Genomic DNA, 22,936 nt, shown 5'->3' with positions numbered 1-22,936 from the left:
CCGCTCCGCACGCCATGTGCGGACCATGAAAGATGCTGTCAGGCCTGATCGGGATTGGCGAAGGTGCGACGTCCCCAGACAAACAGCGCGGTCAGGCTGGGATAGATACCGATTGTCAGCGCCGCCTGAAAGAGGCCGGGGATGGGAGAGAGTAGCGCAACCGCATGCAGACAGACGAGAGCCCACTGAAAAAAGGATGCGAGCACGACAAGAATGCTGAAAATCAGCCATCCCGCGATGAAGCCCAGACGGGACAGACCATAGCGCCAGTGATGCGAGACACCATAAATCACCAGCAGTGACAGCAGGACAGTTCCCGGCGGCCCGAAGCTGAAGATCTCCACCACCAGTCCGCACAGGAACACTGCCAGAGCTGGCATGGAGCGCGGGCGGCTATAGGCCCAGAACCAGACTGTGCACATCGCAATCCCAAACTGAAGCTGCGCCTGTCCGGGAATGCCGAACGGTGCGGAGAGCAGGATCGCGGAAAACATGATGAACAGGGACGGCATGGCCGCCCGCGCCGCCATGTCGAGCGCACGGCGGAAGGTCTGTTTCGGCTCGACGGCGGAATGCAGATGCGGCGTGGAGTTCTCGGCAACCATGGCGCTTACTGCCCTCCCCGTCCCGGCATGTCCGGAAGGTTGGGCAGCCATGAAAACGGCAGCGGACCGGTCAGCGGGTTCTGCGGCAGTTTCTTCACGCGCACACGGCCCGGTGCGTCCGGGGCATGCGAGTCGTCATCGCCGTAATCGAACACGCGGACGATATCCAGACGGTCCAGATCCGCATCCGGCACCACGACCGGCCGGTTCGGCGCACTGTAATGGACCGTGCCGACCGGCAGTCCGGCCGGCATCGTGCTCTGGCCGCGGGTTTCCACGCGCTCGCCTTCAACGGGATGATGGTCCTGCGGATAAAAGATCAGGCAGGGCGAAGCTGTGTCATCACCGGCCATGATCGCATCGCTATGCGAGCTGCCGAGTGTAACAGGAATACGGCTCGCATCGTCATTGATCATCAGGACGCGGACCGTATGAGGCCCGACTTCCGTCACACGTCCCAGCAGTCCGGCGGCATCCAGCGCAACATCCCCGATCCGCACATCATGGCCGCTGCCCACATCCAGCAGGACCGCGCGTGAATACGGCCCACCATCGTCACGCGTCACGCGGCCGGTCACATACTGGGGTACCGTCTCGGGGATCCAGTGCAGGCTTTTCTTGAGGCGGCCATTTTCTGCCGCGAGCGCCACGGCGACATCATACCAGTGTCGCAGGGCGCGGTTTTCATCACGCAGACGGGCGTTTTCCTTCGCCAGATCCGTCGCACCACGCAGATCCGTCAACCAGACCTTTGCCCGCTCCTGCGGCCAGACCAGACCATGATAGGCCGGGGCCATGAAATCCGTTGCCATCAGTCGCACCCCGTCAACCGCCGGACGACGGACAAGCCCCAGAAGGACAAGCCCGACCGCCAGCAGGATCAGGATGGGCAGGACAGCCTTTGCAAGCACCTGCCGGGCATGGATGGACAGCATCCGGCGTCAGCGAGTCCTCAGTACATGCTGCTCAGAACGCTGCGCAGACGGCGCATTTCCTCAAGCGCCCGCCCCGTTCCGAGTGCCACACAGGACAGGGCGTTCTCTGCAACCGTCACGGGCAGACCCGTATACAGACGCAGCACTTCATCCAGACGGTAGAGCAGCGCGCCGCCACCGGACAGGACGATGCCCTTGTCCACGATGTCGGCAGCCAGTTCGGGTGGCGTATTTTCAAGCGCGGTCGTCACGGCATCGACGATCTGCATGACGGGTTCGGCCAGGCTCTCGGCGATCTGGGCCTGGCTGACGACCACTTCGCGCGGCACGCCATTGATGAGGTCACGTCCCTTGATTTCCGTCAGCGGGCCGTCCGGATTTGCGGGATCATCCGGCATCATGGCCGAGCCGAGTTCGATCTTGATGCGCTCTGCCGAGCTTTCACCGACCAGAAGATTATAGGTCTTGCGGATATAGGAAATGATGGCTTCGTCCATCTTGTCCCCGCCCACGCGCGCCGAACGCGCATAGACGATGCCACCCAGCGAAATGACGGCCACTTCCGTCGTCCCGCCGCCGATATCCACGATCATGCTGCCCGAAGGCTCCGTGACCGGAAGGCCCGCGCCGATGGCTGCCGCCATGGGCTCCTCGATCAGCATCACCTTGCGCGCGCCCGCACTCTCGGCACTTTCCTGAATCGCGCGGCGTTCAACGGCCGTAGCACCGGAAGGCACGCAGATAATGATCTGCGGGCTGGCGAAGGCGCGGCGGTTGTGAACCTTGCGGATGAAATGCTTGATCATTTCTTCCGCAACTTCAAAATCCGCAATCACGCCATCGCGCAGCGGACGGATGGCAGTGATGTTTCCCGGCGTGCGTCCGACCATCTGCTTGGCTTCGTTACCAACCGCAAGAACCTGTTTCTTGCCACGCACTTCGGCGATCGCCACAACGGAGGGTTCGTCGAGGACAATACCACGACCTTTGACGTAAACGAGCGTGTTGGCAGTGCCGAGGTCGATGGCCATGTCGGCAGACATGAGACCCAGCAGACGAGAAAACATCCAAAACTCCTGGCGCGGCTCTGTGCGGGGGACAGATGGCGGATCGTGATTGCGGGGCGGTTCCCCGCGGGTGGACTTAACCAGACCACGCAGGTTCAGCAAGGCCCGAGGATGCAATATAATGCGCGCTATCCTAACGGATCGTACAGATCCCATCCGGGGACATGGAAAAAAATAATCGTGGGCCCTGATCCTGCCACCCTTCTGTCACGTTGTGTCTGTCTAAATCCGCAAAACCGTTCCGGCCATCACAGTTTCCGGAACGCCCAACAGGATGTTTTGTCATGAAGACCTTCACAACTCCCCGCTTTCTGGCCGCTCTGACTCTCTGTGGTGTGGCTCTCGCCGGATGCGGCAGCCCGTATGACAGTGGAGCCCGTGCCGGTTCGGGCGCCCTGATCGGCGCAGGTGGCGGTGCGGCAATCGGTGCGCTCGCAGGCGGCGGGTCAGGTGCGGCCATTGGCGCCCTTGCCGGAGGCGGCACAGGTGCGGCAGTGGGTGCAGCGACGACACCCAACCGCCCACGCAACGGATATTGAGCTATAAGCAGAGCTCACTTCCGTTAGAGACGATCAAGGATTCGGACTATGAGGACCGCTTTTTCCCACTCTGCCCTGCGCGGTACGGCGCTGGTCGGAGCATTCGCCACAGTCATGGCTCTGGGTGGATGCGAAGGGAATTATGACCCTGGCTCACGCGCACTGGGTGGCGGCCTTCTTGGCGGCGGAACCGGTGCGGCCATCGGCGCGCTTGCTGGCGGCGGTCGTGGTGCGGCCATCGGTGCTCTGGCCGGTGGCGTTCTCGGTGCAGGCGCCGGCGCTGTGACCACGCCCAACCGTCCGGGCTACCAGAGTGGTTACCCCAACGGCCAGCAGCAGGGTTACTACCAAAACCAGCAGGGGGCCTATCCGCAGCAGCAGGGCCAGTACATGCAGCCGCAGTACCAGTGCCCACCCAACACCAACTGCCAGCAGCCGCAATATCCCAACGGCTATCCGCCCAACAGCGGATATTCCCAGCAGGGCGGCTATCAGCAGCCCCAGCCCCAGAACTATCAGGGCGGCTACGGCTACTGAGACCTGAGTGCCAGGGTGGTCCCGCTCAGACCATCCTCAGGCCGATGATTGCCAGAAGAATACCCAGAAACCATCTCTGGGCATTCTCTGGCAGGCGTCCTGCCAGCAATGTTCCGAGCAGAATGCCGGGGATGGACCCCATCAGCAGTTCCACTAGCACAACGGTATCCACTGCGCCCTGAAGCCAGTGACCGCCACCGGCCAGCAGCGCCAGCGGCACGGCATGTGCGATATCCGTCGCCACGAGTTCACGCGTGCTGACCCGTGGATACAGCACCGTCAGTGCCGCCATGCCGATGGCCCCCGCCCCCACCGATGACAGAGTGACCAGCGTTCCCAGAACCGCCCCCAGCACGACCGTCAGGATATCGACTGTCTGCGGACGCAGTGTTCCGGCGCCGGTCGACCATTTCTGGAGCCAGGGCTTGAACAGAATGGCCGGAACCGTCAGCAGAAGCGCCACGCCCAGCACTTCGGTAATCAGCTTCGAGACAAACGGACTCGGACCGGCATGATGCAGAAAGATCAGACACAGCAGGCCCGCAGGCAGGCTGCCCACCATTTGCAAAAGCACGACCCTCCATCGTACAACACCATGGTGACGATTGAGCGCCGTTCCAAAGATCTTGGTGATGGCAGCGTAGAGCAGATCCGTGCCCACTGCCGATTGCGGTTTAACGCCAAAAAGCAGGATCAGCAGCGGTGTCATCAGGGAGCCGCCGCCCACACCGGTCATTCCGACCAGGAATCCTACCAGCAGTCCTGAAAGCGTGTAGAGCCATGAATGCGGCATGACGGTCCCTTGTCTCGGCCAGAAAGGGAACCATAGCGATCGTGCTATATTTGTCTACTGTCTATACAAACTATTAATTATAGTTATTTATAGCTGTGTTAAAAAAAACAGGCATGTAGATGTCTCCACATGCCTGTTGTCCTACAAAGCAGGGCGCCTGAAAGATCAGGAAAGCGCTTCCGGCTCCGTCCGCTCACGCTTGGTCAGGAGCTTGTTCAGAGCGTGGATATAGGCGCGGACGGCCGAGACCACCGTATCGGCATCAGCACCCTGCCCGTCCACGAGCTTGCCGTTCTCCTGCAGACGGACCGTCGTGCGGGCCTGTGCATCCGTGCCTTCCGTGACGTTAGCCACAGAGAACAGGGCCAGTTCAGCCGTATGTGGGAATGCTTCACCAATGGCACGGAAAGCCGCATCGACCGGACCATTGCCGCTGACTTCGGCGTACTGGATGGCACCATCGACGCTGATTTCAAGCTTGGCACGGGCCTTCTGCTTCGTCCCGGAGGCCAGCTCCAGCGCGATCAGATGCACGCGCTCATGATCGCGGCTCTCGTCATCGACGAGGGCACGGATGTCATCGTCGAACACGACCTTTTTGCTGTCGGCCAGATCCTTGAAGCGTGCGAATGCGGCGTTCAGGGCCTCGTCTTCCAGCGGCGGGTAGCCAAGCTGCGCCAGCTTGTCGCGGAACGCCGCGCGGCCGGAATGCTTGCCCATGACCAGCGAGGTCTTGTTCCAGCCTACGCTCTCCGGCGTCATGATTTCGTAGGTCGCGGCGTTCTTCAGAATACCGTCCTGATGGATGCCGCTTTCATGCGCGAACGCATTGCGGCCGACGATCGCCTTGTTCGGCTGAACGTCGAAGCCCGTGATCGTCGCCAGCATGCGGGACATGCCCAGCAGCTTCGTCGTCTCAATGCCAGTCGTCTTGCCGTACTGATCGTGGCGCGTACGCAGCGCCATGACGATTTCTTCAAGCGCCGCATTACCTGCGCGCTCGCCGATTCCGTTGATGGTGCATTCGATCTGGCGCGCGCCACCTTCGACAGCGGCCAGCGTATTGGCGACGCCGAGACCCAGATCATTATGGTTATGCGTCGAGAAGATTACCTGATCCGCACCCGGCACACGCTCACGCAGCATGGTGAAGATGGCGCGCATTTCTTCCGGCGTGGCAAAGCCGACCGTATCAGGGATGTTGATCGTGTTGGCGCCATTGCGGATCGCCATTTCCACGCAGCGGCACAGGAAATCGGGTTCGGTCCGCGAGCCATCCTCGGCGGACCATTCCACGTCATCCGTGAACTGGCGCGCCTTCTGGTTACCCGATGCGATGATTTCCAGAACCGTTTCCGGCTCCATCCGCAGCTTGTACTTCATGTGCAGCGGCGAGGTGGAAATGAAGTTGTGGATACGCGGACGTTCGGCTTTCTTCAGCGCCTCGCCACAGGATTCGATGTCACGCTTGCCACCACTGCGGGCCAGACCGCAGATGACCGATCCACGAACTTCCTCGGCAATGCGGCGCACGCTCTCGAAATCGCCTTCGGACGCCACGGGGAAGCCGGCTTCGATCACGTCCACGCCCAGATTGCTCAACGCATGGGCCATGCGGAGCTTCTCTTCGAGATTCATCGAAAAGCCGGGGGACTGCTCGCCATCGCGCAGCGTGGTGTCGAAGATGATGACGCGGTCGTCGGCGATCGTGCCGAAGGACGGATGGTGGAAGCTCATGATTGTGATCGTCTCGTCTGGTTCAGGAAAGTTTTTTGTCTGTCATCCCCTGAACGCAACGGAGCGCTGTCCGCCTTGGAAAGGCGTTCAGGGGCCGATAAGTCGAAGCGAGAGGATCGAAAGAAACGTCATGGCTGCGTTAAATGACCGATTCTTTCGTCATGCGCAACCCGCATGACCGTGAAGCCTTCATTGCAGAAATGTCAGATCAGCCGGTCATGATGCCCGGATGAGAGGTAAAATAACGGTCTATGGCCGTTTTCATGGCGCTGGCGACCTGCGTGCGATGCACGGCCTGACGCAGCGCTGCTTCATCCAGTCGATTGGACATGAACCCCATTTCCACCAGCACCGATGGAATTTCAGACGATTTCAGGACTACGAAAGCCGCATGACGTGACGGATGGGTCAGCAGACCGATCCTGTTACGGAACGAATTGACGACGCTTGCCGCCATATGCGCGGAGCCACGACGCGTCTCTTCGGAAACAAGACTGGCCAGGATCTGCTGTACGTCGGGAGACATGCCGTGAAAGGCTGGCCCGGCAAAGCGGTCCGCACTGTTCTCCGTGCGCGCAAGGGACGCGGTTTGCGCATCAGAGGCCCCGCTTGAGAGCGTATAGACACTCGCCCCGCGCACATCCCTGTCATGCAGCGCATCGGCATGCATGGAGATGAAAAGATGCGCCTGATGCCGCTGGGCCAGTTCAACGCGCCCTTCCAGCGGGATGAACCGGTCTTCGGAGCGGGTCATGGCAACGCGGTACTGGCCCGATGCGAGAAGCTGTCGGCTGAGTTCGGAGGCTGCGGCTTCCGAGATATGCTTTTCATAAGTACCGGAAATCCCGATCGCGCCAGGATCTTTTCCGCCATGTCCGGGATCCAGCATGACGAGCGGCTTCGGAGGGGCGGCCCCGCGATGCACGGCGGGGGCGGACAGTTTCTTATGCAGCGGATGGCGCCCGAATGCCGCAACGGGCGTCAGCAGCGGCAGCCCCGAAAGACCACTTACCAGTGTGCGTCGCGTCAGCATCCCTTGTTCCCAGCGTCCGGCGGTGAATAACGGGGCGATCATACAGCACAAAACCCTGTCAGGAACATGGCATGAAGCGTCTGCAAAACAACGCACGGGCAAATGAAAAACGCCGCGCTTGCCACGGGGGGCGGTTTCGGTCATCCTGCGTGACAGGGACCTGTAAAGTGCGGTCCGACCGGACACGGGCTCAAGCCTTTCCTGTGCCGCTCCCGCCTTTCCATGTCTCTCCGCCACGACGTCCCGTCGTTTGACAGATGCGCGACTAGCCCTCCGTACCCTGTCCTGACCGGACCGAACTGGCGATCTTATGGATTCCGGTACAGGCCAGCTGCCCGTCCGGATCAGGTTTTTCATCCGGCTCCAGACTCTGGACCGGCCGTCTGTTCAGGGGACGAATGTCACTCAACGTGCTCGCAGCCAGCAACCTCACCGGAACGGGACCCAACGTGTCCCGCCGCTGTGCGTTCGGACTGCGCCGTTCCCTCCACCCCACACAATCTGACGCTCCCCCCGGCCAAGGCAGCCATCGCGGAGCGTCGTGGAGTTCAGTTTTCCATGACCAAGCGTATGCTCATCGACACCACACACGCGGAAGAAACGCGTGTTGTGGTCATGGATGGTGACCGCGTCGAAGATTACGACGTCGAGACATCGACCAAGAAGCAGCTCAAGGGCAACATCTATCTTGCCAAGGTCATTCGCGTAGAGCCGAGCCTTCAGGCCGCTTTCGTCGAATATGGTGGCAACCGCCACGGCTTCCTCGCCTTCAGCGAAATCCATCCCGACTATTTCCAGATCCCTGTCGCAGACCGCGAAAAGCTTATCGCGCTCCAGGAAGAAGAAATTGCCGAGCGCGGTGATGCCGGCGATGATGCCGAGACCGAAACGGTCGCTGAAGATGCCACGGACAGCGAAGACGGCGACAACCATGACCGTCGCGCGCCCGAAACCGTCGGTGGCGAGCACGATACGGGTGAGGAAAGCGCATCGTCGCGCCGCACGGCCCGTTTCCTGCGCAATTACAAGATTCAGGAAGTCATCCGCCGCCGTCAGGTGCTGCTGGTGCAGGTCGTCAAGGAAGAGCGCGGCAACAAGGGCGCGGCCCTGACCACCTACATCTCCCTGGCCGGCCGCTACTGTGTCCTGATGCCCAACGCCCTGCGTGGCGGTGGTGTTTCGCGCAAGATCACGTCCGATTCCGATCGTCGTCGCCTGCGCGACATCATCGCGGAGCTGGACCTGCCGAAGTCCATGGCGATGATCGTCCGCACCGCCGGTGCCGGCCGTCCGGCTGCGGAAGTGACGCGCGACTGCGAATATCTGCTGCAGCTCTGGGACGACATCCGCTCACACGCCCTGTCCTCGGTCGCGCCGACGCTGGTCTATGAGGAAGCAAGCCTCATCAAGCGCGTTATCCGTGACCTGTATTCCAAGGACATCGAAGACATCCTCGTGGATGGCGAAGCAGCCTGGAAGAGCGCTCGCGAGTTCATGCGCCTGCTGATGCCGAGCAACGCCAACAAGGTGAAACTCTGGCAGAACCGGGGCCAGAGCCTGTTCGCACGCTACAATGTCGAAGGCCATCTGGATGCGATGTTCTCGCCGACGGCCCGTCTGCCGTCCGGTGGCTATCTGGTCATCAACCAGACCGAAGCCCTCGTCGCCATCGACGTGAACTCCGGCAAGTCCACCTCCCAGCGCAACATCGAGGAAACGGCCCTGCGCACGAACCTCGAAGCCGCCGAGGAAGTCGCCCGCCAGCTGCGTCTGCGTGATCTTGCCGGTCTGGTCGTGATCGACTTCATCGACATGGAAAGCCGCCGTCACAACGGACAGGTGGAAAAGCGCCTCAAGGAAGCTCTGCGCTCCGACCGCGCCCGCATCCAGGTGGGACATATCTCCCATTTCGGTCTGCTGGAAATGTCCCGCCAGCGCCTGCGTCCGTCCATTGCGGAATCCGTTCTCACCCCCTGCCCGCACTGTCAGGGCACCGGATTCATTCGTGGGACGGAAAGCTCGGCCCTGCACGTCCTGCGCGCCATCGACGAGGAAGGCGCACGCCAGCGTTCGGCCGAGATCGAAGTCTATGTGGGCTCGGACATCGCGCTCTACATCCTCAATCACAAGCGCTCCTGGCTGGCGGATATCGAACGCCATCACCGCATGCAGGTGGTTTTCCGCACGGAAGAGAACCTTGCCGCGGCTGACATGCGCATCGAGCGCCTGAAGGCCCAGACCGCTGCACCCGAGCGTCAGATCGAGCGGGCTCCGGAGAACGTCCGCACGATTGAGATCATCGAAGAGCAGGCTCCCGCTCCTGTCGCCCTGCGGACGGAAACGCCGGTTGTCGATGCGGAAATCATCGAAGACGTCGTGGCCTCCGAAGGCGATGAGGAAAACAATGGGGGCCGTCGCCGTCGTCGTCGTCGTCGTCGCGGTGGGCGTCGGGAACAGAACGGGGATGTGTCGGCAGCGGAGACGCAGCAGGCCGCACCGGTTTCCGAAAGCCGCGATGCTCCTGCACCGGAGCAGGCTGACGAGAACGGCATCATTCCGGGCCGTCGTCGCACCCGCTTCAAGCGTATCGTCAAGGAAACCGAAGGCTCCGACACGGCCGTTGCGGAGCCCGTGTCCGAGACGCGGGATGTGGCGCCCCAGCCCCAGCGCAACACTGCACCTGCGTCAGCAAACCGCACGCCGCGCCGTCGGGAAGAACGTGAGGAGCGTCCGGCACAGCGTCGCTATACGGGCCCGACCCCGGCCGATCCGTTCGGTGGCAGCTTCGACATCTTTGATGTGATCGAGCAGGCGGAGTTCGAGGGCACGACCCAGGCTCTCCAGACCGGCATCAACACGCCGACGGAAATCGAGATCGCGCATACGCCCGCTCTTGAAACGACCGTTGTCGTCGAGGAACCGGCTGCTGAGGAAGCTCCCAAGCCGCGCCGCGGTCGGGGACGTCGTCCCGCCCGCGCCAAGGAAGTGGAAGCCGCTCCTGCCGAGACGGTTGCCGAAGCTCCTGCGGCCGAAGCCATCCCGGCCCCGGTCGCTGAAGAGCCCGTAGCCGAAGAGGCTCCAAAGCCCCGCCGGACGCGGACACGCCGCACATCGAAGGCAAAGGCTGACGCAGCAGAGGCTTCCGTTACCGAGCCTGCTGCTGAGGCGGCCCCTGCTGCTCCGGCGGAGCCTGCTGCCGAGGAAGCCACAAAGCCGAAGCGGACCCGGACCCGTCGGACCACCAAGGCCAAGCAGGCCGAGGCCCCGACTGATGAAGGGAACGTCCTTCAGCCGGTGAACATCGACGAAGTCGCACCGCCGAAGCGTCGTGTCGGCTGGTGGAAGCGCTGATCCGTCAGCGCGTTCCGCGAGCATGAAAAAGGCCGGTCGGGATGTCCCGACCGGCCTTTTTATTTGGGACTGTCAGCCCCGCGAGTGCCTTAGCGGCAGACGCTCTGGGCTCCGGTTGTCGCAATATAGGTGCCGGTCAGCGGCTGGAAACAGGCATTGCGCGGGCAGGAACTCGTACTGGCCAGGCTCTGCGGATAGATGGCTCCGGCTGCCTGGGCCTGTTCCTGAAGGGCTGCTCCACAAAGCGGTGTGTTGAGCGGCGCTGAAGGATCGTTGAACAGCTTCTTCTTGCCATCCTCAGATGTTTCTTCCACCAGACCGGGCGCAAAATCCTGCGGCGGGATTTTGGCCTGCGTCAGAGGCGAGCCCGCAGGACGCGCTGGCGCCGTCGGCTGCTGGGCACAGGCTGCAAGCAGCGGCAGGGCAACGAGACTCAACCAGAACGAACGCATGCAGACTCCGGATCACAGATCGGGTGGATGAAAGAGTTACAGTCCAAGATCGCCCTGTGGCGACAGGCTGTCCAGTCTTGCCCCACGATCACCGTCGGCGAAAGACAGAACGACGCGATCCGCAACAGGACGGGCCTCCGCACTCGTGACAGGCTGCCCGTTCACATCCTGCACCAGGACATAGCCCCGACTGAGAATAGCACGGGGCGAGACGGCCTCAAGATGGCTGCCCAGTCCCTGAAGCCGGGCCTGCTGGAGGCGAATGGCGCTTCTGAGAATATCGGGCGACAGGCGCTGGCGCTCCGTCCGGAGCTGGAAGGTTTGGAGCGCGCGCTGCCAAGCCGTTTCAAGTTCGCCCGACACCATGCGCAGCGCGGCCCGGCGACGTTCGATCAGCAGTTCCAGACTGGGAAGATGGGTCGTCGGCGCCGTCAGGCGGGCGCGGGCACGGCTGACGAGAAGCTCTGGAGCGGGCAGACGCAGAGCCTGCAACCGTGCCCGACTGCGCCCGATCAGAAGCTCCGGCGATGGCAGGTGCATCCCCGGCGCATCCAGCCGGTTGCGGATGCGCATGACGAAAGACGGAAGCGCCAGATCGAGACGCTGGCCGCGATCGTCCAGACGCATCCTGGCGGAATTCAGCAGACCCGGCAGATCGGGCAGACGGGCGGCGGCCTGATCCAGTCGCGCGCGGGCCGTCTGGATGATGCGGGTGAGCGCACCCGTCAGACGCGCATTGCGATGCGCCATGTCCGCGACCATTTCCGAGCGCAGAGGCACGGCCATTTCGGCAGCGGCGGTCGGTGTGGGCGCACGACGATCCGAGACGAGATCAATCAGCGTCGTGTCAGTTTCATGGCCAACAGCGGAAATGATCGGCACCGGGCAGTTCGCCACAGCACGCAGGACGCGCTCGTCATTGAAGGCCATCAGGTCTTCAAGCGAGCCACCGCCACGCGCGACGATCAGCACATCAGGCGTGCGCGGACGGCGGACTGACATGCCTTCGATGGCCGCTGCGATCTGGGCTGCCGCCCCTTCGCCTTGGACCGGAACCGGCCAGAGCAGCACATCCCGCGGGAAGCGACGACTGATCGTCGTAATGATGTCGTGCAGCACCGCGCCGGAGCGCGATGTGATGACGCCGACCAAAGACGGCAGGAACGGAATGGCTTTTTTGCGCTCGGGCTCGAACAGGCCCTCTTCAAGCAGCTTGCGGCGCAGGCGCTCGATATTGGCGAGCAAAGCCCCCTCGCCCGCGAACTCCATGCGGTCGATGATGAGCTGATAACTGGACCGCTCGCCATAAGCCGAGACGCGGCCGGTCGCGATGACCTCGTTGCCGTTCTCCGGAGCCATACCAAGCCGCGAGACACTCCCTCGCCAGATCACACCGGCGATCTTGCTGCCTTCATCCTTGAGCGAAAGGTAAATATGGCCGGACGGATAGCGCTTGAGTTCCGTGATCTCACCGCGCACGCGGACACGGCCGAATCCGCTCTCCAGCGTGCGTTTGATCGCCCCGGAAATCTCGGAAACCGAATATTGCGGAACATTCCCGCGGATCGATGCGCCATCACTCTCCATCATGCCGCCAGTCTATGCTACGCACGCCCTCAAACGAAGCCCACGATTGCATAATAAAGGATAAGCGGAATGCGCGTTTTGCTGGTCGGGTCCGGAGGGCGTGAACATGCCCTGGCTACATGTCTTGCGCGCTCACCGGGTCTGACCGCCCTTTATGCGGCACCGGGCAATCCCGGCATGGCGTCTGTCGCAACGCTCGTTCCGCTCAAGGCCGATGACGTCGCGGGACTGGTGCGTTTTGCGCAGGAGCAGAAGATCGACCTGATCGTGCCCGGTCCGGAAGCGCCGCTGGTGGCCGGTCTGGCGGATGCCTGCGCCGAAGCCGGTATTCCGTGCGCGGGTCCGACGAAGGCTGCGGCCCTGCTGGAAGGCAGCAAGGCGTTCACGAAGGACGTGGCGGATGCGGCTGGCATTCCGACGGCACGCTGGGAGCGTTTTGACGAGGAAGCCCCGGCCATTGAGTTCGTACGTCGTCGTGGCGCGCCGATCGTCATCAAGGCGGACGGTCTGGCTGGCGGCAAGGGCGTCGTCGTGGCCCAGAGCGTGGAAGAAGCCGAAGACGCCATCCGCAGGCTCGGTATGCCGCTCGTGATCGAGGAATGCCTTGTGGGCGAGGAAGTCTCGCTCTTCGCGTTCTGCTCGGATGACAAGGCCGTGCTCATTGGTGCCGCGCGCGATCACAAGCGCCTCGGTGACGGTGATACCGGCCCGAACACCGGCGGTATGGGTGCGATTTCTCCGCCCCCCGCTTTCGGGCGCGAGATGCAGGAAAAGGCCCTCGACATCATGGTCCGCCCCATGCTGGCCGAGATGGTCCGTCGTGGCACCCCGTTCCGGGGTGTGATTTTCGCCGGGCTGATGCTGACGACCGAAGGGCCGAAGCTGATTGAATACAATGTCCGCTTTGGCGATCCGGAAGCACAGGCCCTGCTGATCCGCCTGAAATCGGACCTGCTGCCGATCCTCGCCGCACTGGCGCAGGGCAGTCTCGAACACGCAGCGGCAGAATTTTCCGACGAGCACTCGATCTCGCTGGTGCTGGCTGCGAACGGCTATCCGGACGCTCCGAAAAAGGGTGGCCGGATCAGCGGGATCGAACGCGCCGAAGCCGTTCCGGGCGTCTCGGTCTTCCATGCGGGGACGAAGCTGGCTGATAGCGTTCTGGTCGCGGATGGCGGGCGCGTCCTGACCGTCTGCGCAAAAGCCGCGACGCCTGAAGAGGCCCGCAAGCTGGCCTATGAAGGTGCGTCCGCAATCCAGTGGGAGGACAAGATCTTCCGCAACGATGTCGGCCTGTGACGGATGGACCGGCACTGCTGGTCCGGAAGATCTATCGGGAAACCGAAGCCCTGTATGCAAGGTTTGCTCCCGAAATGGGACAGGCTGCGCTGGGCTACCGTATTCTCTACGGTCCCCCGCGCCCCTGTCCCGATATTCTTTTCATCGGCTTTCAGCCAGGCGGGCGCGCTCAGGATGCGCTGGACGGGCTCGCCGAAGGTCAGCATATCTCATGGCCATCCCGATTTGAATTTGCAGCAGCACCCTGGCCGCTGGCGCGCGCAATCCGCAAAATCTTCAGCGTCGAAGATCTGGACCGATGCACCGGGTTGAATCTTGTTTTCTTTCGTGCGCCTTCAATGACCGCATGGCGACAGATCCCACGCCCGGTTCGCAAAGAGCTTGAGCGCTTCTCACTGGAGAAATGCGAGGAGATTGTGAAGGTCCTGTGCCCACGCATGATCCTCGTCATTGGTCTTGGGACTTTTAAGGCTTTGGCGCAGGGGCTGCCGGTTTTACGAAAAGAGCATTCGCGGCGGCCGGATGTGCTTGCTCGGGAAGGCCAGATTTGGGGCTTTCCGGCCATTGGCGTGGCACATCTCACAGGCAGTCGCATCAACCGTCATGATGCCGACAGGCTGGCCGCTTTTCTTCGGGACAAAACAGGTTTTCACGCAAACCCTACGTCACTGCACCCAGACATGTGAAAACACCATGTGGTTCAGCAGCGTCGAATAATAATTGCCGAGCCGTTTGGAGACGAAATCGACGGTGCGCATCTGGATCATCGGCGCGCCGGGCATCTGGTCCATGATGGCACGTCCAGCCTCCTGCCAGAGCGGGGCTGCTTTTTCGGGATCGGTCTGTGCCATGGCCTGACCGAACAGGGACTGGACATGCTGGTCGCAGAAGCCCGTGAAGTTCGGGGAGACGGCCGAGTTCGGGTGGTAATTATCACAGCCGAACAGGTCGTCGAGGAAGGTTGAGGCCGATGGATAATCCGCAAACCAGTAGGCCAGTGCGATCTGGACATGATTGGCAGTGTTCTGCTCATAGGACTCCGCAAGACCAGCCGTAATCGGACGTAGCTGCGCGTTCAGGCCTATGGACTGAAGGGCATTGCGCAGATAGGTGCCCATTCCGAGCTCCATGGCGCGATTGGGGACCACCAGCGTGACGGAGGCGCCCTCCGCACCGGCTTCATGGATCAGGCGGCGTGCCCCTTCCACATCCTGCGGGCAGCTCATTCCCAGATCGGCACCGGGAATACCGTGAGGCACCATCTGGCACAGTGGTTCGGAAATCGCGTCCCCACCAAACAGGATCGTCATGGCATGGCGGTTGACGGCCATGCTCACCGCCCGGCGCACGCGGACATCCGTGAACGGCTTTTCATGGATGTTCATCGCCAGATAATACAGACCTAAAAGCGTATTGATATGCACCTGAGACGTATATTGCGTGCCCAGTTCACCAAGACGGTCCGCTGGCTTGGCGTCCAGCATCCAGTCATAGCGTCCCTGTTCAACGGCCGTGACCTGCGCTTCATCCGAAAGGCCGAAATCATATTCGATCCGATCCACGAAGCCATCGGTCTGAGCCTGCGGGTTCCAGACATGGAAGTGCGGATTGCGCTCCAACACCATGCCGTGGCCCGGATCATATTCCGTAATCCGGTACGGTCCTGTCCCCGGAGCGGTTGTCCCGCCCAGATCATGTGGCGGAGTGCCTGCCGGCAGGATCACGGCATGAGGAAATGCGAGTTTGTACAGAAACTCGCCATCCGGTTTTGTCAGATGAAAGACGATCTCGCCGGTATCCGGATGCCCTTCCACCCCTGGCAGCGTACAAAGGTCAGGCTTTTCCAGACATTCTTTCGCGCCTTCAATCCCGCCATAGAAGGAAGCTGCCGTCGGGCTTCCCGCGCGATAGATGCGGCGGAAAGACGCCACAACATCCTCAATCCGCACGGGAGAACCGTCTGAAAAACGCAGACCCGGGCGCAGATGCATGCGCCATGTCAGACCGTCCGGACTGATCTGCGGCATGGCATCGGCAAGATCCGGCACCACTTCCAGCCCCGCCGTTCCCGGAACCATGCGGAACGTCAGCAGCGGATCGTACATGTTGAGGAACACCTGGATGTACTGTGTTCCGTAATTGATCTGCGGGTCCAACGTACCGCCGGGACCGTCCGCTGTCAGGTGCAGCGTGCCGCCACGATGGGGACTGCCGAGTGTAATCCCGTTCCAGTCAGGCGGGGTCTGCTCCCCGGCTCGGGCCTGAGAAATTCCCAGCCCCAGAGCCATTCCTATCGCAAGAAGCGCAGCCCCCCGCTTCATTCAGCGCTTCGCCAGTTCACGCAGACGCGCGATCAGCGCATCGGCATTACCATCAGCCGGAATGGTGCCGGCATAGCGGGCGTTCGGGTCCATGATGACGATCTGTGGCGCGGGAACAAAATGGTCCCCCTCTTTCTGGAGCGGCGCATGATATTCGGCCGTCATGGCCTTGATCATGTTCGGCGTGGCCGTAAACGGCATGACATGCGGCGCGACCGGAAGGACATATTCCTTGAGCGGATCAGCCTCGTCGAACGGATTGAGAGAAACGGCCAGCGGTGAGACGCGGATACCTTCCGGACGCAGCGTGACCAGCGCCTGTTCCATGCTCTTCAGCACGGGCTTGCACTTTTCCTCGGGGCAGTTGGCGTCGAAGAACCAGACCAGCATCCAGGTATTGTGGAAATCACCTTCGGTGACGGTGCTCTCGCCCAGCGAGTCCAGACGGAAACTGCCGCCGACTTCATTACCATTGGACTGGACCAGAAGGCCCGGACCACCATTGGACGCAAGATGGAAGCCGACATATCCCAGAACGGCCGCAACGGCGAGAACGCTCCAGATGATGCGATTGCCGACCCGCTTGCGGCGTTCGTGATTGGTCTGCATGACCTTCCTGTCTTTAATGTGCGTCAGCCCAGCTTGGGCCAATACCGGTTTCTACCTCAAGGGCCACATCGAGTTTGGCGGCCCCTTCCATTTCGGTGCGAACGAACTCCGCCAGCGCCGTCGCGTCCTGCTCCTCGACTTCGAAGAGCAGTTCGTCATGCACCTGCAATACCGTGCGTGCCTTCAGACCTGTCGCTGGCAGACGCCGCGCCAGATGGACCATGGCGCGCTTGATGATGTCCGCTGCCCCGCCCTGAAGCGGCGCGTTGATGGCCTGACGTTCTGCATAGGCACGACGGGCACCGTTCTTTTCAGTGATGCCCGGCACATAGCAGCGGCGACCGAACGGCGTCGTGACGTAGCCGTATTTCTTCGCTTCTTCCTTGGTCCGCTCCATATAGGCGCGGATGCCGGGATAGCGGGCAAAATAGGCGTCGATATAGGAGCGTGCCTCACCTGCCGAAATCTGAAGCTGCTGCGCCAGACCGAAGGCCGAAATACCGTAGATGATGCCGAAATTGATAGCCTTGGCCCGGCGACGGGTCAGCGGGTCCATGCCTTCGAGCGGAATGCCGAACACTTCGGACGCCGTGCGGGCATGAATGTCCTGTCCCAGACGAAACGCTTCAAGCAGCGGCTCGATCTTCGCAACATGCGCCAGAAGACGCAGTTCGATCTGGCTGTAATCCGCCGACAGCAGAACACAGCCTGGTGCCGCCACGAAGGCCTTGCGGATGCGCGCGCCTTCTTCGGTGCGGATGGGGATGTTCTGGAGGTTCGGCTCGTTCGAAGACAGCCGCCCCGTCGTGGTGATGGCCATCTGGAAGGACGTATGAACCCGCTGCGTGTCCTGATCCATCTGCTGGACCAGCGCATCGGCATAGGTGGATTTCAGCTTGGCCAGCTGACGCCAGTCCAGGATCTTGCGCGGCAGGTCATGCCCCTGCTCGGCCAGTGATTCCAGAACCCCGGAATCCGTGCCCCAGCTTCCGCTTTTCGTCCGCTTGCCGCCGGGCAGCCCCATTTCATCAAACAGGATTTCGCCAAGCTGCTTGGGGGAGCCGACATTGAAGCTCCGCCCGACCTGCGCGTGGATTTCCTGCTCGATCGTCGCCATGCGTTCGGCAAAATCGGCGGACATGCGGCGCAGTTCGGTGGCATCCACCTTGATGCCGACATCTTCCATATCCGTCAGGATCTGGATCAGCGGACGTTCGATTTCCTCATACAGCGCCAGCGCCTTCCGGATCCGCAACTGCGGACGCAGCACCTGCCACAGACGGAGCGTGACATCGGCATCCTCGGCGGCATAGGCGGTCGCGGTATCAATCGCCACCCGTGCAAACGGAATGCGTTTGCGCCCCGTTCCCGTTACGGAATCATAGGTGACGGGCGTGTGTCCCAGATGTAGCTCCGACAGCTCGCCCATGCCCTGCCCGTGCTCACCGGCGGACTGGGCGTAGGAAATCAGCATCGTATCGTCGATGGGCGTGATTTCGGGAATGCCCGCGCCACGAAAGACGGTCAGATCATATTTCGCGTTCTGGAACACTTTGAGGACGGACGCATCCTGCAACAGCGGCTTCAGACGCTCCAGTGCTGCGGCGCGGTCCAACTGACGGACAAAAGCTTTTCCGGTCGAATCTTCTTCAAGCAGGTCGAGCATGGTTTCGTGCAGGAACGGCACGTAACAGGCCTTCCCCGGCGCAACCGACAGCGACAGCCCGACCATATTGGCCTGCCGCGCATTGAGGCTGTCCGTTTCGGTATCGACGGCAACGACGCCCGCAGCCCGAGCTTCCGCGATCCAGCGATCCAGCGCGTCCATGTCCGTCACGGTCTCGTAAGGACCATAAGCCGCATCGGGGATCGTGACGGCCGCGGCTTCTTCACGTTCGGCAGCCTTGTCCTCGGGCCGGACGATCTGACGTGTGAACGGGCGCGGCTTTGCGGCCAGACCCAACCCCATGCGCTGGATGATGGAATGAAAGCCCATCTCCTCAAGCCAGTCCCGCAGGGTTTCGCGGACAGGCTCGCGGCAGCCGAGTTCGCTGATCGGCTGCGGCATGGGCGCGTTGTCGTCCAGCAGCACCAGCCTGCGGGACATGCGCGCGGCATCGGCATGTTCGATCAGATTGTCCCGACGTTTGGACGCCTTCATGCCCGGCGCGGCTTCAAGGATCTGGTCCAGCGTGCCGTACTCGTTCACAAGCTGCGCGGCACCCTTGGGACCAATGCCGGGTACACCGGGAACGTTGTCGGTCGAATCCCCCATCAGCGCCTGCACGTCCACGACCTGATCGGGACGGACACCGAACTTGGCCTCGACCTCGGCCTCGCGGATCGGCTTCTGCTTCATCGGGTCCATCAGCTCGACGCCGGGACGCACGAGCTGCATCAGATCCTTGTCGGACGAAATGATGGTACAGCACCCACCATCCGCCACGACCGCTTTTGCATAAGCGGCAAGAAGATCGTCCGCTTCCCAGCCGGCAAGCTCGATCGACGGCACGTTGAAAGCCGCCGTGGCGTCGCGGATCAGTCCGAACTGCGGGCGCAGGTCTTCCGGCGGCTCGGGGCGATGGGCCTTGTACTGCGGGTAGATCTCGTTGCGGAACGTCGTGCGACCGGCATCGAAGATCACCGCCAGATGCGTCCCCACATGGTCCCGCAGCAGACGCGCCAGCATGTTCGTAAAGCCATAGACCGCATTGACCGGAACGCCCTCGGGGCTGCTCATCGGCGGCAGGGCATGGAATGCGCGGAAGATGAAGCCGGACCCGTCGATCAGTACCAGATGGGGCTTGCCCGAATCAGGCTTTCCCAGATCAGGTTTTTCTGGCGGCACGAATGTCTCCCTTCTCGCCCCGAAGGAGCGGACGTTCTAAAATCCTCGCGATGATAGGCCCATTCCCCTCCGTTTCAAACTGCCTCGCACGTCTTTCCTTCGGACTGACCTGCCTTATGGGACTCATGGTTCTGCTTGGGGGCTGCACGGCGCCACATATGCCGGACCTGCACCCGACAGCTCAGGAAACAGCGCTTATTCCTCCAACCCTTACCCTCACCATGTCGGACGGGGCTCATATTCCGCTGCGGCTGTATCCCGCAGACACACCCGAACCACGCGGCATCATCCTTGCCTTGCATGGATATGGAGACAGCCGGGATGCCTTCGAATTCGCTGCCCCAACTTTCACCTCCGCAGGCTTTACGCTCGCCGCGCCGGATATTCGCGGCTTTGGACAGACAACGGAACGGGGAAGCTGGGCCGGTAGGGCAAGAATGGTGCAGGATGCACGTGAAGAGGTTCTCTGGTTGCGTACCCGCTATCCGGACACACCCATCCACGTCATGGGAGAGAGCATGGGGGGCGCGATCGCCTTGCTCCTTGCGGCATCAGACACACCCGGCATCAGCAGCACGATCCTGCTTGCCCCCGCCGCCCTGGATATTGGCCAGCCCTGGGAAGCCATTCTGGGCGGCATGGACCTGCTCGCCCCACACTGGAAGCTCGATGGCTCCGCTGTGCCCGGCCACCGGGTTGCGAGCGACAATCTCAAGGCACTGCGGCGGCTGTATTTCGATCCCCTCACCCTGCACAGTTCGACGATCCATCCGCTCTACGGCCTGACTCTTCTGATGCGGGCCGCCTACGATTCCGCACCAAAAGCCCGTCTGCCGCTGCTCATTATTTTCGGCGGAAGAGACCAGTTCGTCCTGCCGCCTTTTACGGCCCGCCTGCTCCGGAAACTTCCACAAGGGACCCGGATTGATGAACTGCCCGGCGCCCATCATCTTCTCAGCCGGGACCGCAGGGGCGCGGCGCAGGACGCTGTCGCCTGGCTGACAGACCCAGACCAGTTCCTACCCTCGGGGGGCGACGTCGCCGCAGCCGCGTGGCAGGCCACGGCCCAGACACAGGTTTTTCCGTAAGCTCGTCACGGAGCGGAAAACGGCTTGATCGAACTTTCAAAAAAGAGGGCTGGCAATCTGTCGCCGAAGCAGTTATCTGAGGGCGCATGGACCTGTAGCTCAGCTGGATAGAGCGTTGCCCTCCGAAGGCAAAGGTCACGCGTTCGAATCGCGTCAGGTCCACCACCAATTTCAAAAATCGCTATCTTCCGCCAGTTTTTCGGCAGGTTTGACACCTTCCGGGACAGGTTTTTCAGTCGACCTTCCTTAACGTCGCCAAAGGTGCCAATTCCATCTGCTTACTTAGCAGCGCGGATATAGCGGGCGACTTCGCTGAGGCTCTGATGGCCTGCGATGGCGGCGATTTGGTGGGTTGTGTAGCCGGCTTCTGCGAGCCTTCGGGTCGCGGCTTTTCTTAGACCATGCGGGGTGGATCGGGCTTTCCCTCGTCCGAAATCGCAAAAACCACTCAAAGCGGCAGCTTGACACATCATTCTTCTGGGTGCGCGCAACTTTACTTTCCTATGAGGAAGCTTTCCGAACCGCGCCATCGCCCTTGCTGACCGCCCCTGAGGCGGTTTTTTCATGTCTGGAGACGTCATGCGTAACCGCTTCCTCGCACTCAGCCTCGGTACCATCCTTCTCGGATCTACGGTGGCGTGCACCACGACAACCAACACAGCCACGTTCGACACGGCCGCGCTCAACAATGACGCCACGGCCATCGCCTATGCAGTTCAGGCGATCGAGGGCATCCCCGAACTGGAAAGCCATCTGTCTGCCTCGGACAAGGCAAAGTTCGACAACCTGATTGCCCAGATCCGCAGCGTGACCGCGCAGGTCGCAGCTAACTCGAACGGTTCCATCACAGTTGCGACCGGCAAGGACTGGGCCAAGTCTCTCGGCACGGATCTCCAGACCCTGCTAGCGATCGCCACCCCGATCGTGAAGGTCTATTCGCCGTCCGCTGGCACCTACATGACCACGGTTCAGGCCATGATCCCGCTGGTCGAGGCGCTGGCTGGCGTAACGGCCTCCCCGTATGCCGCGCCGCTCCAGTCTCCGGAGCTGATCCGCGCCCGCATCTATCAGGGCGTCTGATGCGCGGGATCTGGCACGCCGTTCTCGTCGCCGCATCGGTCTGGCGGCTGGCCAGCATGTTCTGGTTTTGCGTCCGATGACAAGAGCCGCCTTTCGAGGCAATTCCTTGCCGCCAATTGCTACACCTTTGCAGGTACGATACTCTTAAATCCTAACGAAGAGTTGCGGGTTGACGAGGCGAGCGGAAAGAAACAATCGTCCGATAAAAAGATGAAACAGGTACTTTTCGATAGCTTACATTCTCAAGATACAAATGAAATTTGGATACTACTTACAGTTTCATCGTAGATTAAATTTTTGTTAGAGATAACTGCTAGATATCTCCAATAGAGGTGTGATCTCAATCAAACATTAACGTCGAACCCAAAAGCATCCACTGTCATTTGTCTGATCTCCTGCAAATTTTTTAGACTCTTCTTACTGATATCGGCGCTATACTCTTTTCCTTGGTAGGTTACTGTTACTACAGATCCGTGGAAGCTTGATCTTATAATTACCTGCGGCCCTTGGCTATCTGTATTAATATTGTTGTCATTCAGTGAAGTGCTTCTAGATCGACCGGGAGTAGCCATAGCTTGACTTGCATGCGCTATACCGTGACGCACAAATTCTGCTTCTGGGAAATATTCTTCGTACAATTCTTGTGCTCTATGAATTAGATCAATTTTGACTATTCCATTCGTATCATTACATAGAGAAACATTATTCGCCAATTGTATTAAACTTTTTTTGAAATAATAAACGGTCGAGATAGCGTCTCGCGCTGCAACTTCGGAAAGTTGATAATTTGATTTTGGGTCATTAAAATTTTCTAACCCCATTTTTGACCTGAAATAATCAAATAAAACTAGAGCAGAATAAAAATTATTTTCTAATTTTTTAAGACTTTTACGTGCATTAATAACACAAAAACAATATTCTGACGGTTCAGATTTCATATCAACATCCTGTAAGATTTATAAGAGTAAATATTTTTATCTTCAAGTTAATATCTAATTTTTAACATAAAATCTATAATTTTTACTACTTAATACACAACCGTGATTGCAAAATCC

Annotated in this window: 20 protein-coding genes and 1 tRNA gene; 8 read left to right on the top strand and 13 right to left on the bottom strand. The window is 60.6% G+C overall.

Features of this window, described 5'->3' with window-relative positions; translation table 11 throughout:
• Positions 1-38 precede the first annotated feature (38 nt).
• The 3 genes from GRO01_RS02125 to GRO01_RS02115 are packed head-to-tail and all read right to left on the bottom strand — an operon-like array spanning position 39 to position 2,607.
• Positions 39-605: a hypothetical protein gene (locus GRO01_RS02125; RefSeq protein ID WP_062508613.1), complete on the bottom strand. Its 567-nt coding sequence runs from the start codon at positions 603-605 to the stop codon at positions 39-41.
• A 5-nt stretch (positions 606-610) separates the two neighbouring features.
• Positions 611-1,540: a rod shape-determining protein MreC gene (gene mreC / locus GRO01_RS02120; protein ID WP_062508610.1), complete on the bottom strand. Its 930-nt coding sequence runs from the start codon at positions 1,538-1,540 to the stop codon at positions 611-613.
• 17 nt (positions 1,541-1,557) lie between these two features.
• Complete coding sequence (locus tag GRO01_RS02115; RefSeq protein WP_062033912.1) at positions 1,558-2,607, bottom strand: rod shape-determining protein; 1,050 nt, start codon at positions 2,605-2,607, stop codon at positions 1,558-1,560.
• A 284-nt stretch (positions 2,608-2,891) separates the two neighbouring features.
• Here GRO01_RS02115 and GRO01_RS02110 point away from each other — a divergent pair, with 284 nt between their 5' ends.
• Both GRO01_RS02110 and GRO01_RS02105 read left to right on the top strand, forming a co-directional pair.
• Entirely contained in the window at positions 2,892-3,146 is a 255-nt protein-coding gene (locus tag GRO01_RS02110) for a YMGG-like glycine zipper-containing protein (protein ID WP_062508608.1), read from the top strand.
• 48 nt (positions 3,147-3,194) lie between these two features.
• Positions 3,195-3,683: a hypothetical protein gene (locus GRO01_RS02105; RefSeq protein ID WP_062508606.1), complete on the top strand. Its 489-nt coding sequence runs from the start codon at positions 3,195-3,197 to the stop codon at positions 3,681-3,683.
• 25 nt (positions 3,684-3,708) lie between these two features.
• Here the strand turns inward: GRO01_RS02105 and GRO01_RS02100 are convergent, their stop codons facing one another.
• From GRO01_RS02100 to GRO01_RS02090, 3 genes are all read right to left on the bottom strand, one after another.
• Positions 3,709-4,476 (bottom strand): sulfite exporter TauE/SafE family protein, encoded by a 768-nt coding sequence (locus tag GRO01_RS02100; RefSeq protein WP_083541323.1) that lies wholly within the window; start codon positions 4,474-4,476, stop codon positions 3,709-3,711.
• Positions 4,477-4,641: 165 nt separating this feature from the next.
• The gene (locus GRO01_RS02095; RefSeq protein ID WP_062508604.1) at positions 4,642-6,213 is read right to left on the bottom strand and encodes a 2-isopropylmalate synthase; all 1,572 of its coding nucleotides are present in this window, start codon (positions 6,211-6,213) and stop codon (positions 4,642-4,644) included.
• A gap of 208 nt (positions 6,214-6,421) precedes the next feature.
• A complete protein-coding gene (locus GRO01_RS02090; RefSeq protein WP_141306745.1) occupies positions 6,422-7,246 on the bottom strand; it encodes an N-acetylmuramoyl-L-alanine amidase family protein in 825 nt (274 codons plus the stop codon).
• A 558-nt stretch (positions 7,247-7,804) separates the two neighbouring features.
• Between GRO01_RS02090 and GRO01_RS02085 the strand changes: the two genes are divergently transcribed.
• Positions 7,805-10,597, top strand: a complete 2,793-nt coding sequence (locus GRO01_RS02085; protein ID WP_062508790.1) for an Rne/Rng family ribonuclease — start codon at positions 7,805-7,807, stop codon at positions 10,595-10,597.
• Between the two features lie 89 nt (positions 10,598-10,686).
• Here GRO01_RS02085 and GRO01_RS02080 read toward each other — a convergent pair whose 3' ends face one another.
• Both GRO01_RS02080 and xseA read right to left on the bottom strand, forming a co-directional pair.
• Entirely contained in the window at positions 10,687-11,049 is a 363-nt protein-coding gene (locus GRO01_RS02080) for a hypothetical protein (RefSeq protein WP_062508599.1), read from the bottom strand.
• A gap of 36 nt (positions 11,050-11,085) precedes the next feature.
• Positions 11,086-12,639 (bottom strand): exodeoxyribonuclease VII large subunit, encoded by a 1,554-nt coding sequence (xseA, locus tag GRO01_RS02075; RefSeq protein WP_062508597.1) that lies wholly within the window; start codon positions 12,637-12,639, stop codon positions 11,086-11,088.
• A 66-nt stretch (positions 12,640-12,705) separates the two neighbouring features.
• On the opposite strand from xseA, the gene purD reads away from it, so the two are divergent.
• Positions 12,706-13,935: a phosphoribosylamine--glycine ligase gene (gene purD, locus GRO01_RS02070; protein ID WP_062508595.1), complete on the top strand. Its 1,230-nt coding sequence runs from the start codon at positions 12,706-12,708 to the stop codon at positions 13,933-13,935.
• On the top strand, positions 13,932-14,621 hold the full coding sequence (locus GRO01_RS02065; RefSeq protein ID WP_062508593.1) for a hypothetical protein: 690 nt from the start codon (positions 13,932-13,934) through the stop codon (positions 14,619-14,621). The genes purD and GRO01_RS02065 overlap by 4 nt, the downstream gene beginning before the upstream one ends.
• On the opposite strand, the gene GRO01_RS02060 is transcribed toward GRO01_RS02065, so the two are convergent.
• From GRO01_RS02060 to polA, 3 genes are read right to left on the bottom strand one after another with little or no spacing between them, the layout of a single operon-like run.
• The gene (locus tag GRO01_RS02060) at positions 14,601-16,256 is read right to left on the bottom strand and encodes an ABC transporter substrate-binding protein (protein ID WP_062508591.1); all 1,656 of its coding nucleotides are present in this window, start codon (positions 16,254-16,256) and stop codon (positions 14,601-14,603) included. The two genes, GRO01_RS02065 and GRO01_RS02060, sit on opposite strands and share 21 nt — an antisense overlap.
• A complete protein-coding gene (locus GRO01_RS02055; protein WP_062508589.1) occupies positions 16,257-16,865 on the bottom strand; it encodes an SCO family protein in 609 nt (202 codons plus the stop codon).
• 13 nt (positions 16,866-16,878) lie between these two features.
• On the bottom strand, positions 16,879-19,713 hold the full coding sequence (gene polA / locus GRO01_RS02050) for a DNA polymerase I (protein ID WP_174787386.1): 2,835 nt from the start codon (positions 19,711-19,713) through the stop codon (positions 16,879-16,881).
• A 116-nt stretch (positions 19,714-19,829) separates the two neighbouring features.
• On the opposite strand from polA, the gene GRO01_RS02045 reads away from it, so the two are divergent.
• Positions 19,830-20,801, top strand: coding sequence for an alpha/beta hydrolase (locus GRO01_RS02045; RefSeq protein WP_231490198.1), 972 nt, complete (start codon positions 19,830-19,832; stop codon positions 20,799-20,801).
• Positions 20,802-20,889: 88 nt separating this feature from the next.
• Positions 20,890-20,966 (top strand) — tRNA-Arg (locus GRO01_RS02040).
• A gap of 113 nt (positions 20,967-21,079) precedes the next feature.
• On the opposite strand, the gene GRO01_RS13505 is transcribed toward GRO01_RS02040, so the two are convergent.
• Complete coding sequence (locus GRO01_RS13505) at positions 21,080-21,331, bottom strand: site-specific integrase (protein WP_264787742.1); 252 nt, start codon at positions 21,329-21,331, stop codon at positions 21,080-21,082.
• Between the two features lie 49 nt (positions 21,332-21,380).
• On the opposite strand from GRO01_RS13505, the gene GRO01_RS02030 reads away from it, so the two are divergent.
• Positions 21,381-21,881, top strand: coding sequence for a hypothetical protein (locus GRO01_RS02030; protein WP_062508587.1), 501 nt, complete (start codon positions 21,381-21,383; stop codon positions 21,879-21,881).
• 344 nt (positions 21,882-22,225) lie between these two features.
• On the opposite strand, the gene GRO01_RS02025 is transcribed toward GRO01_RS02030, so the two are convergent.
• Positions 22,226-22,819, bottom strand: coding sequence for a hypothetical protein (locus GRO01_RS02025; RefSeq protein WP_141306741.1), 594 nt, complete (start codon positions 22,817-22,819; stop codon positions 22,226-22,228).
• Positions 22,820-22,936: the final 117 nt, after the last annotated feature.

The sequence above is a fragment of the Gluconobacter roseus NBRC 3990 genome (assembly GCF_006538885.1).
In the GTDB taxonomy this organism is placed as follows: domain Bacteria; phylum Pseudomonadota; class Alphaproteobacteria; order Acetobacterales; family Acetobacteraceae; genus Gluconobacter; species Gluconobacter roseus.
Note: the sequence above shows the minus strand (reverse complement) of the source record. Positions and strands in the feature narration are given on the sequence as shown.

Excerpts from the sequence above, each read along its gene's own strand:
- GRO01_RS02125 (WP_062508613.1), bottom strand. The coding sequence starts at position 605 with ATGGTTGCCGAGAACTCCACGCCGCATCTGCATTCCGCCGTCGAGCCG.
- mreC (WP_062508610.1), bottom strand. The coding sequence starts at position 1,540 with ATGCTGTCCATCCATGCCCGGCAGGTGCTTGCAAAGGCTGTCCTGCCC.
- GRO01_RS02115 (WP_062033912.1), bottom strand. The coding sequence starts at position 2,607 with ATGTTTTCTCGTCTGCTGGGTCTCATGTCTGCCGACATGGCCATCGAC.
- GRO01_RS02110 (WP_062508608.1), top strand. The coding sequence starts at position 2,892 with ATGAAGACCTTCACAACTCCCCGCTTTCTGGCCGCTCTGACTCTCTGT.
- GRO01_RS02105 (WP_062508606.1), top strand. The coding sequence starts at position 3,195 with ATGAGGACCGCTTTTTCCCACTCTGCCCTGCGCGGTACGGCGCTGGTC.
- GRO01_RS02100 (WP_083541323.1), bottom strand. The coding sequence starts at position 4,476 with ATGCCGCATTCATGGCTCTACACGCTTTCAGGACTGCTGGTAGGATTC.
- GRO01_RS02095 (WP_062508604.1), bottom strand. The coding sequence starts at position 6,213 with ATGAGCTTCCACCATCCGTCCTTCGGCACGATCGCCGACGACCGCGTC.
- GRO01_RS02090 (WP_141306745.1), bottom strand. The coding sequence starts at position 7,246 with ATGCTGACGCGACGCACACTGGTAAGTGGTCTTTCGGGGCTGCCGCTG.
- GRO01_RS02085 (WP_062508790.1), top strand. The coding sequence starts at position 7,805 with ATGACCAAGCGTATGCTCATCGACACCACACACGCGGAAGAAACGCGT.
- GRO01_RS02080 (WP_062508599.1), bottom strand. The coding sequence starts at position 11,049 with ATGCGTTCGTTCTGGTTGAGTCTCGTTGCCCTGCCGCTGCTTGCAGCC.
- xseA (WP_062508597.1), bottom strand. The coding sequence starts at position 12,639 with ATGATGGAGAGTGATGGCGCATCGATCCGCGGGAATGTTCCGCAATAT.
- purD (WP_062508595.1), top strand. The coding sequence starts at position 12,706 with ATGCGCGTTTTGCTGGTCGGGTCCGGAGGGCGTGAACATGCCCTGGCT.
- GRO01_RS02060 (WP_062508591.1), bottom strand. The coding sequence starts at position 16,256 with ATGAAGCGGGGGGCTGCGCTTCTTGCGATAGGAATGGCTCTGGGGCTG.
- GRO01_RS02055 (WP_062508589.1), bottom strand. The coding sequence starts at position 16,865 with ATGCAGACCAATCACGAACGCCGCAAGCGGGTCGGCAATCGCATCATC.
- GRO01_RS02045 (WP_231490198.1), top strand. The coding sequence starts at position 19,830 with ATGGGACTCATGGTTCTGCTTGGGGGCTGCACGGCGCCACATATGCCG.
- GRO01_RS13505 (WP_264787742.1), bottom strand. The coding sequence starts at position 21,331 with ATGGCGCGGTTCGGAAAGCTTCCTCATAGGAAAGTAAAGTTGCGCGCA.
- GRO01_RS02030 (WP_062508587.1), top strand. The coding sequence starts at position 21,381 with ATGCGTAACCGCTTCCTCGCACTCAGCCTCGGTACCATCCTTCTCGGA.
- GRO01_RS02025 (WP_141306741.1), bottom strand. The coding sequence starts at position 22,819 with ATGAAATCTGAACCGTCAGAATATTGTTTTTGTGTTATTAATGCACGT.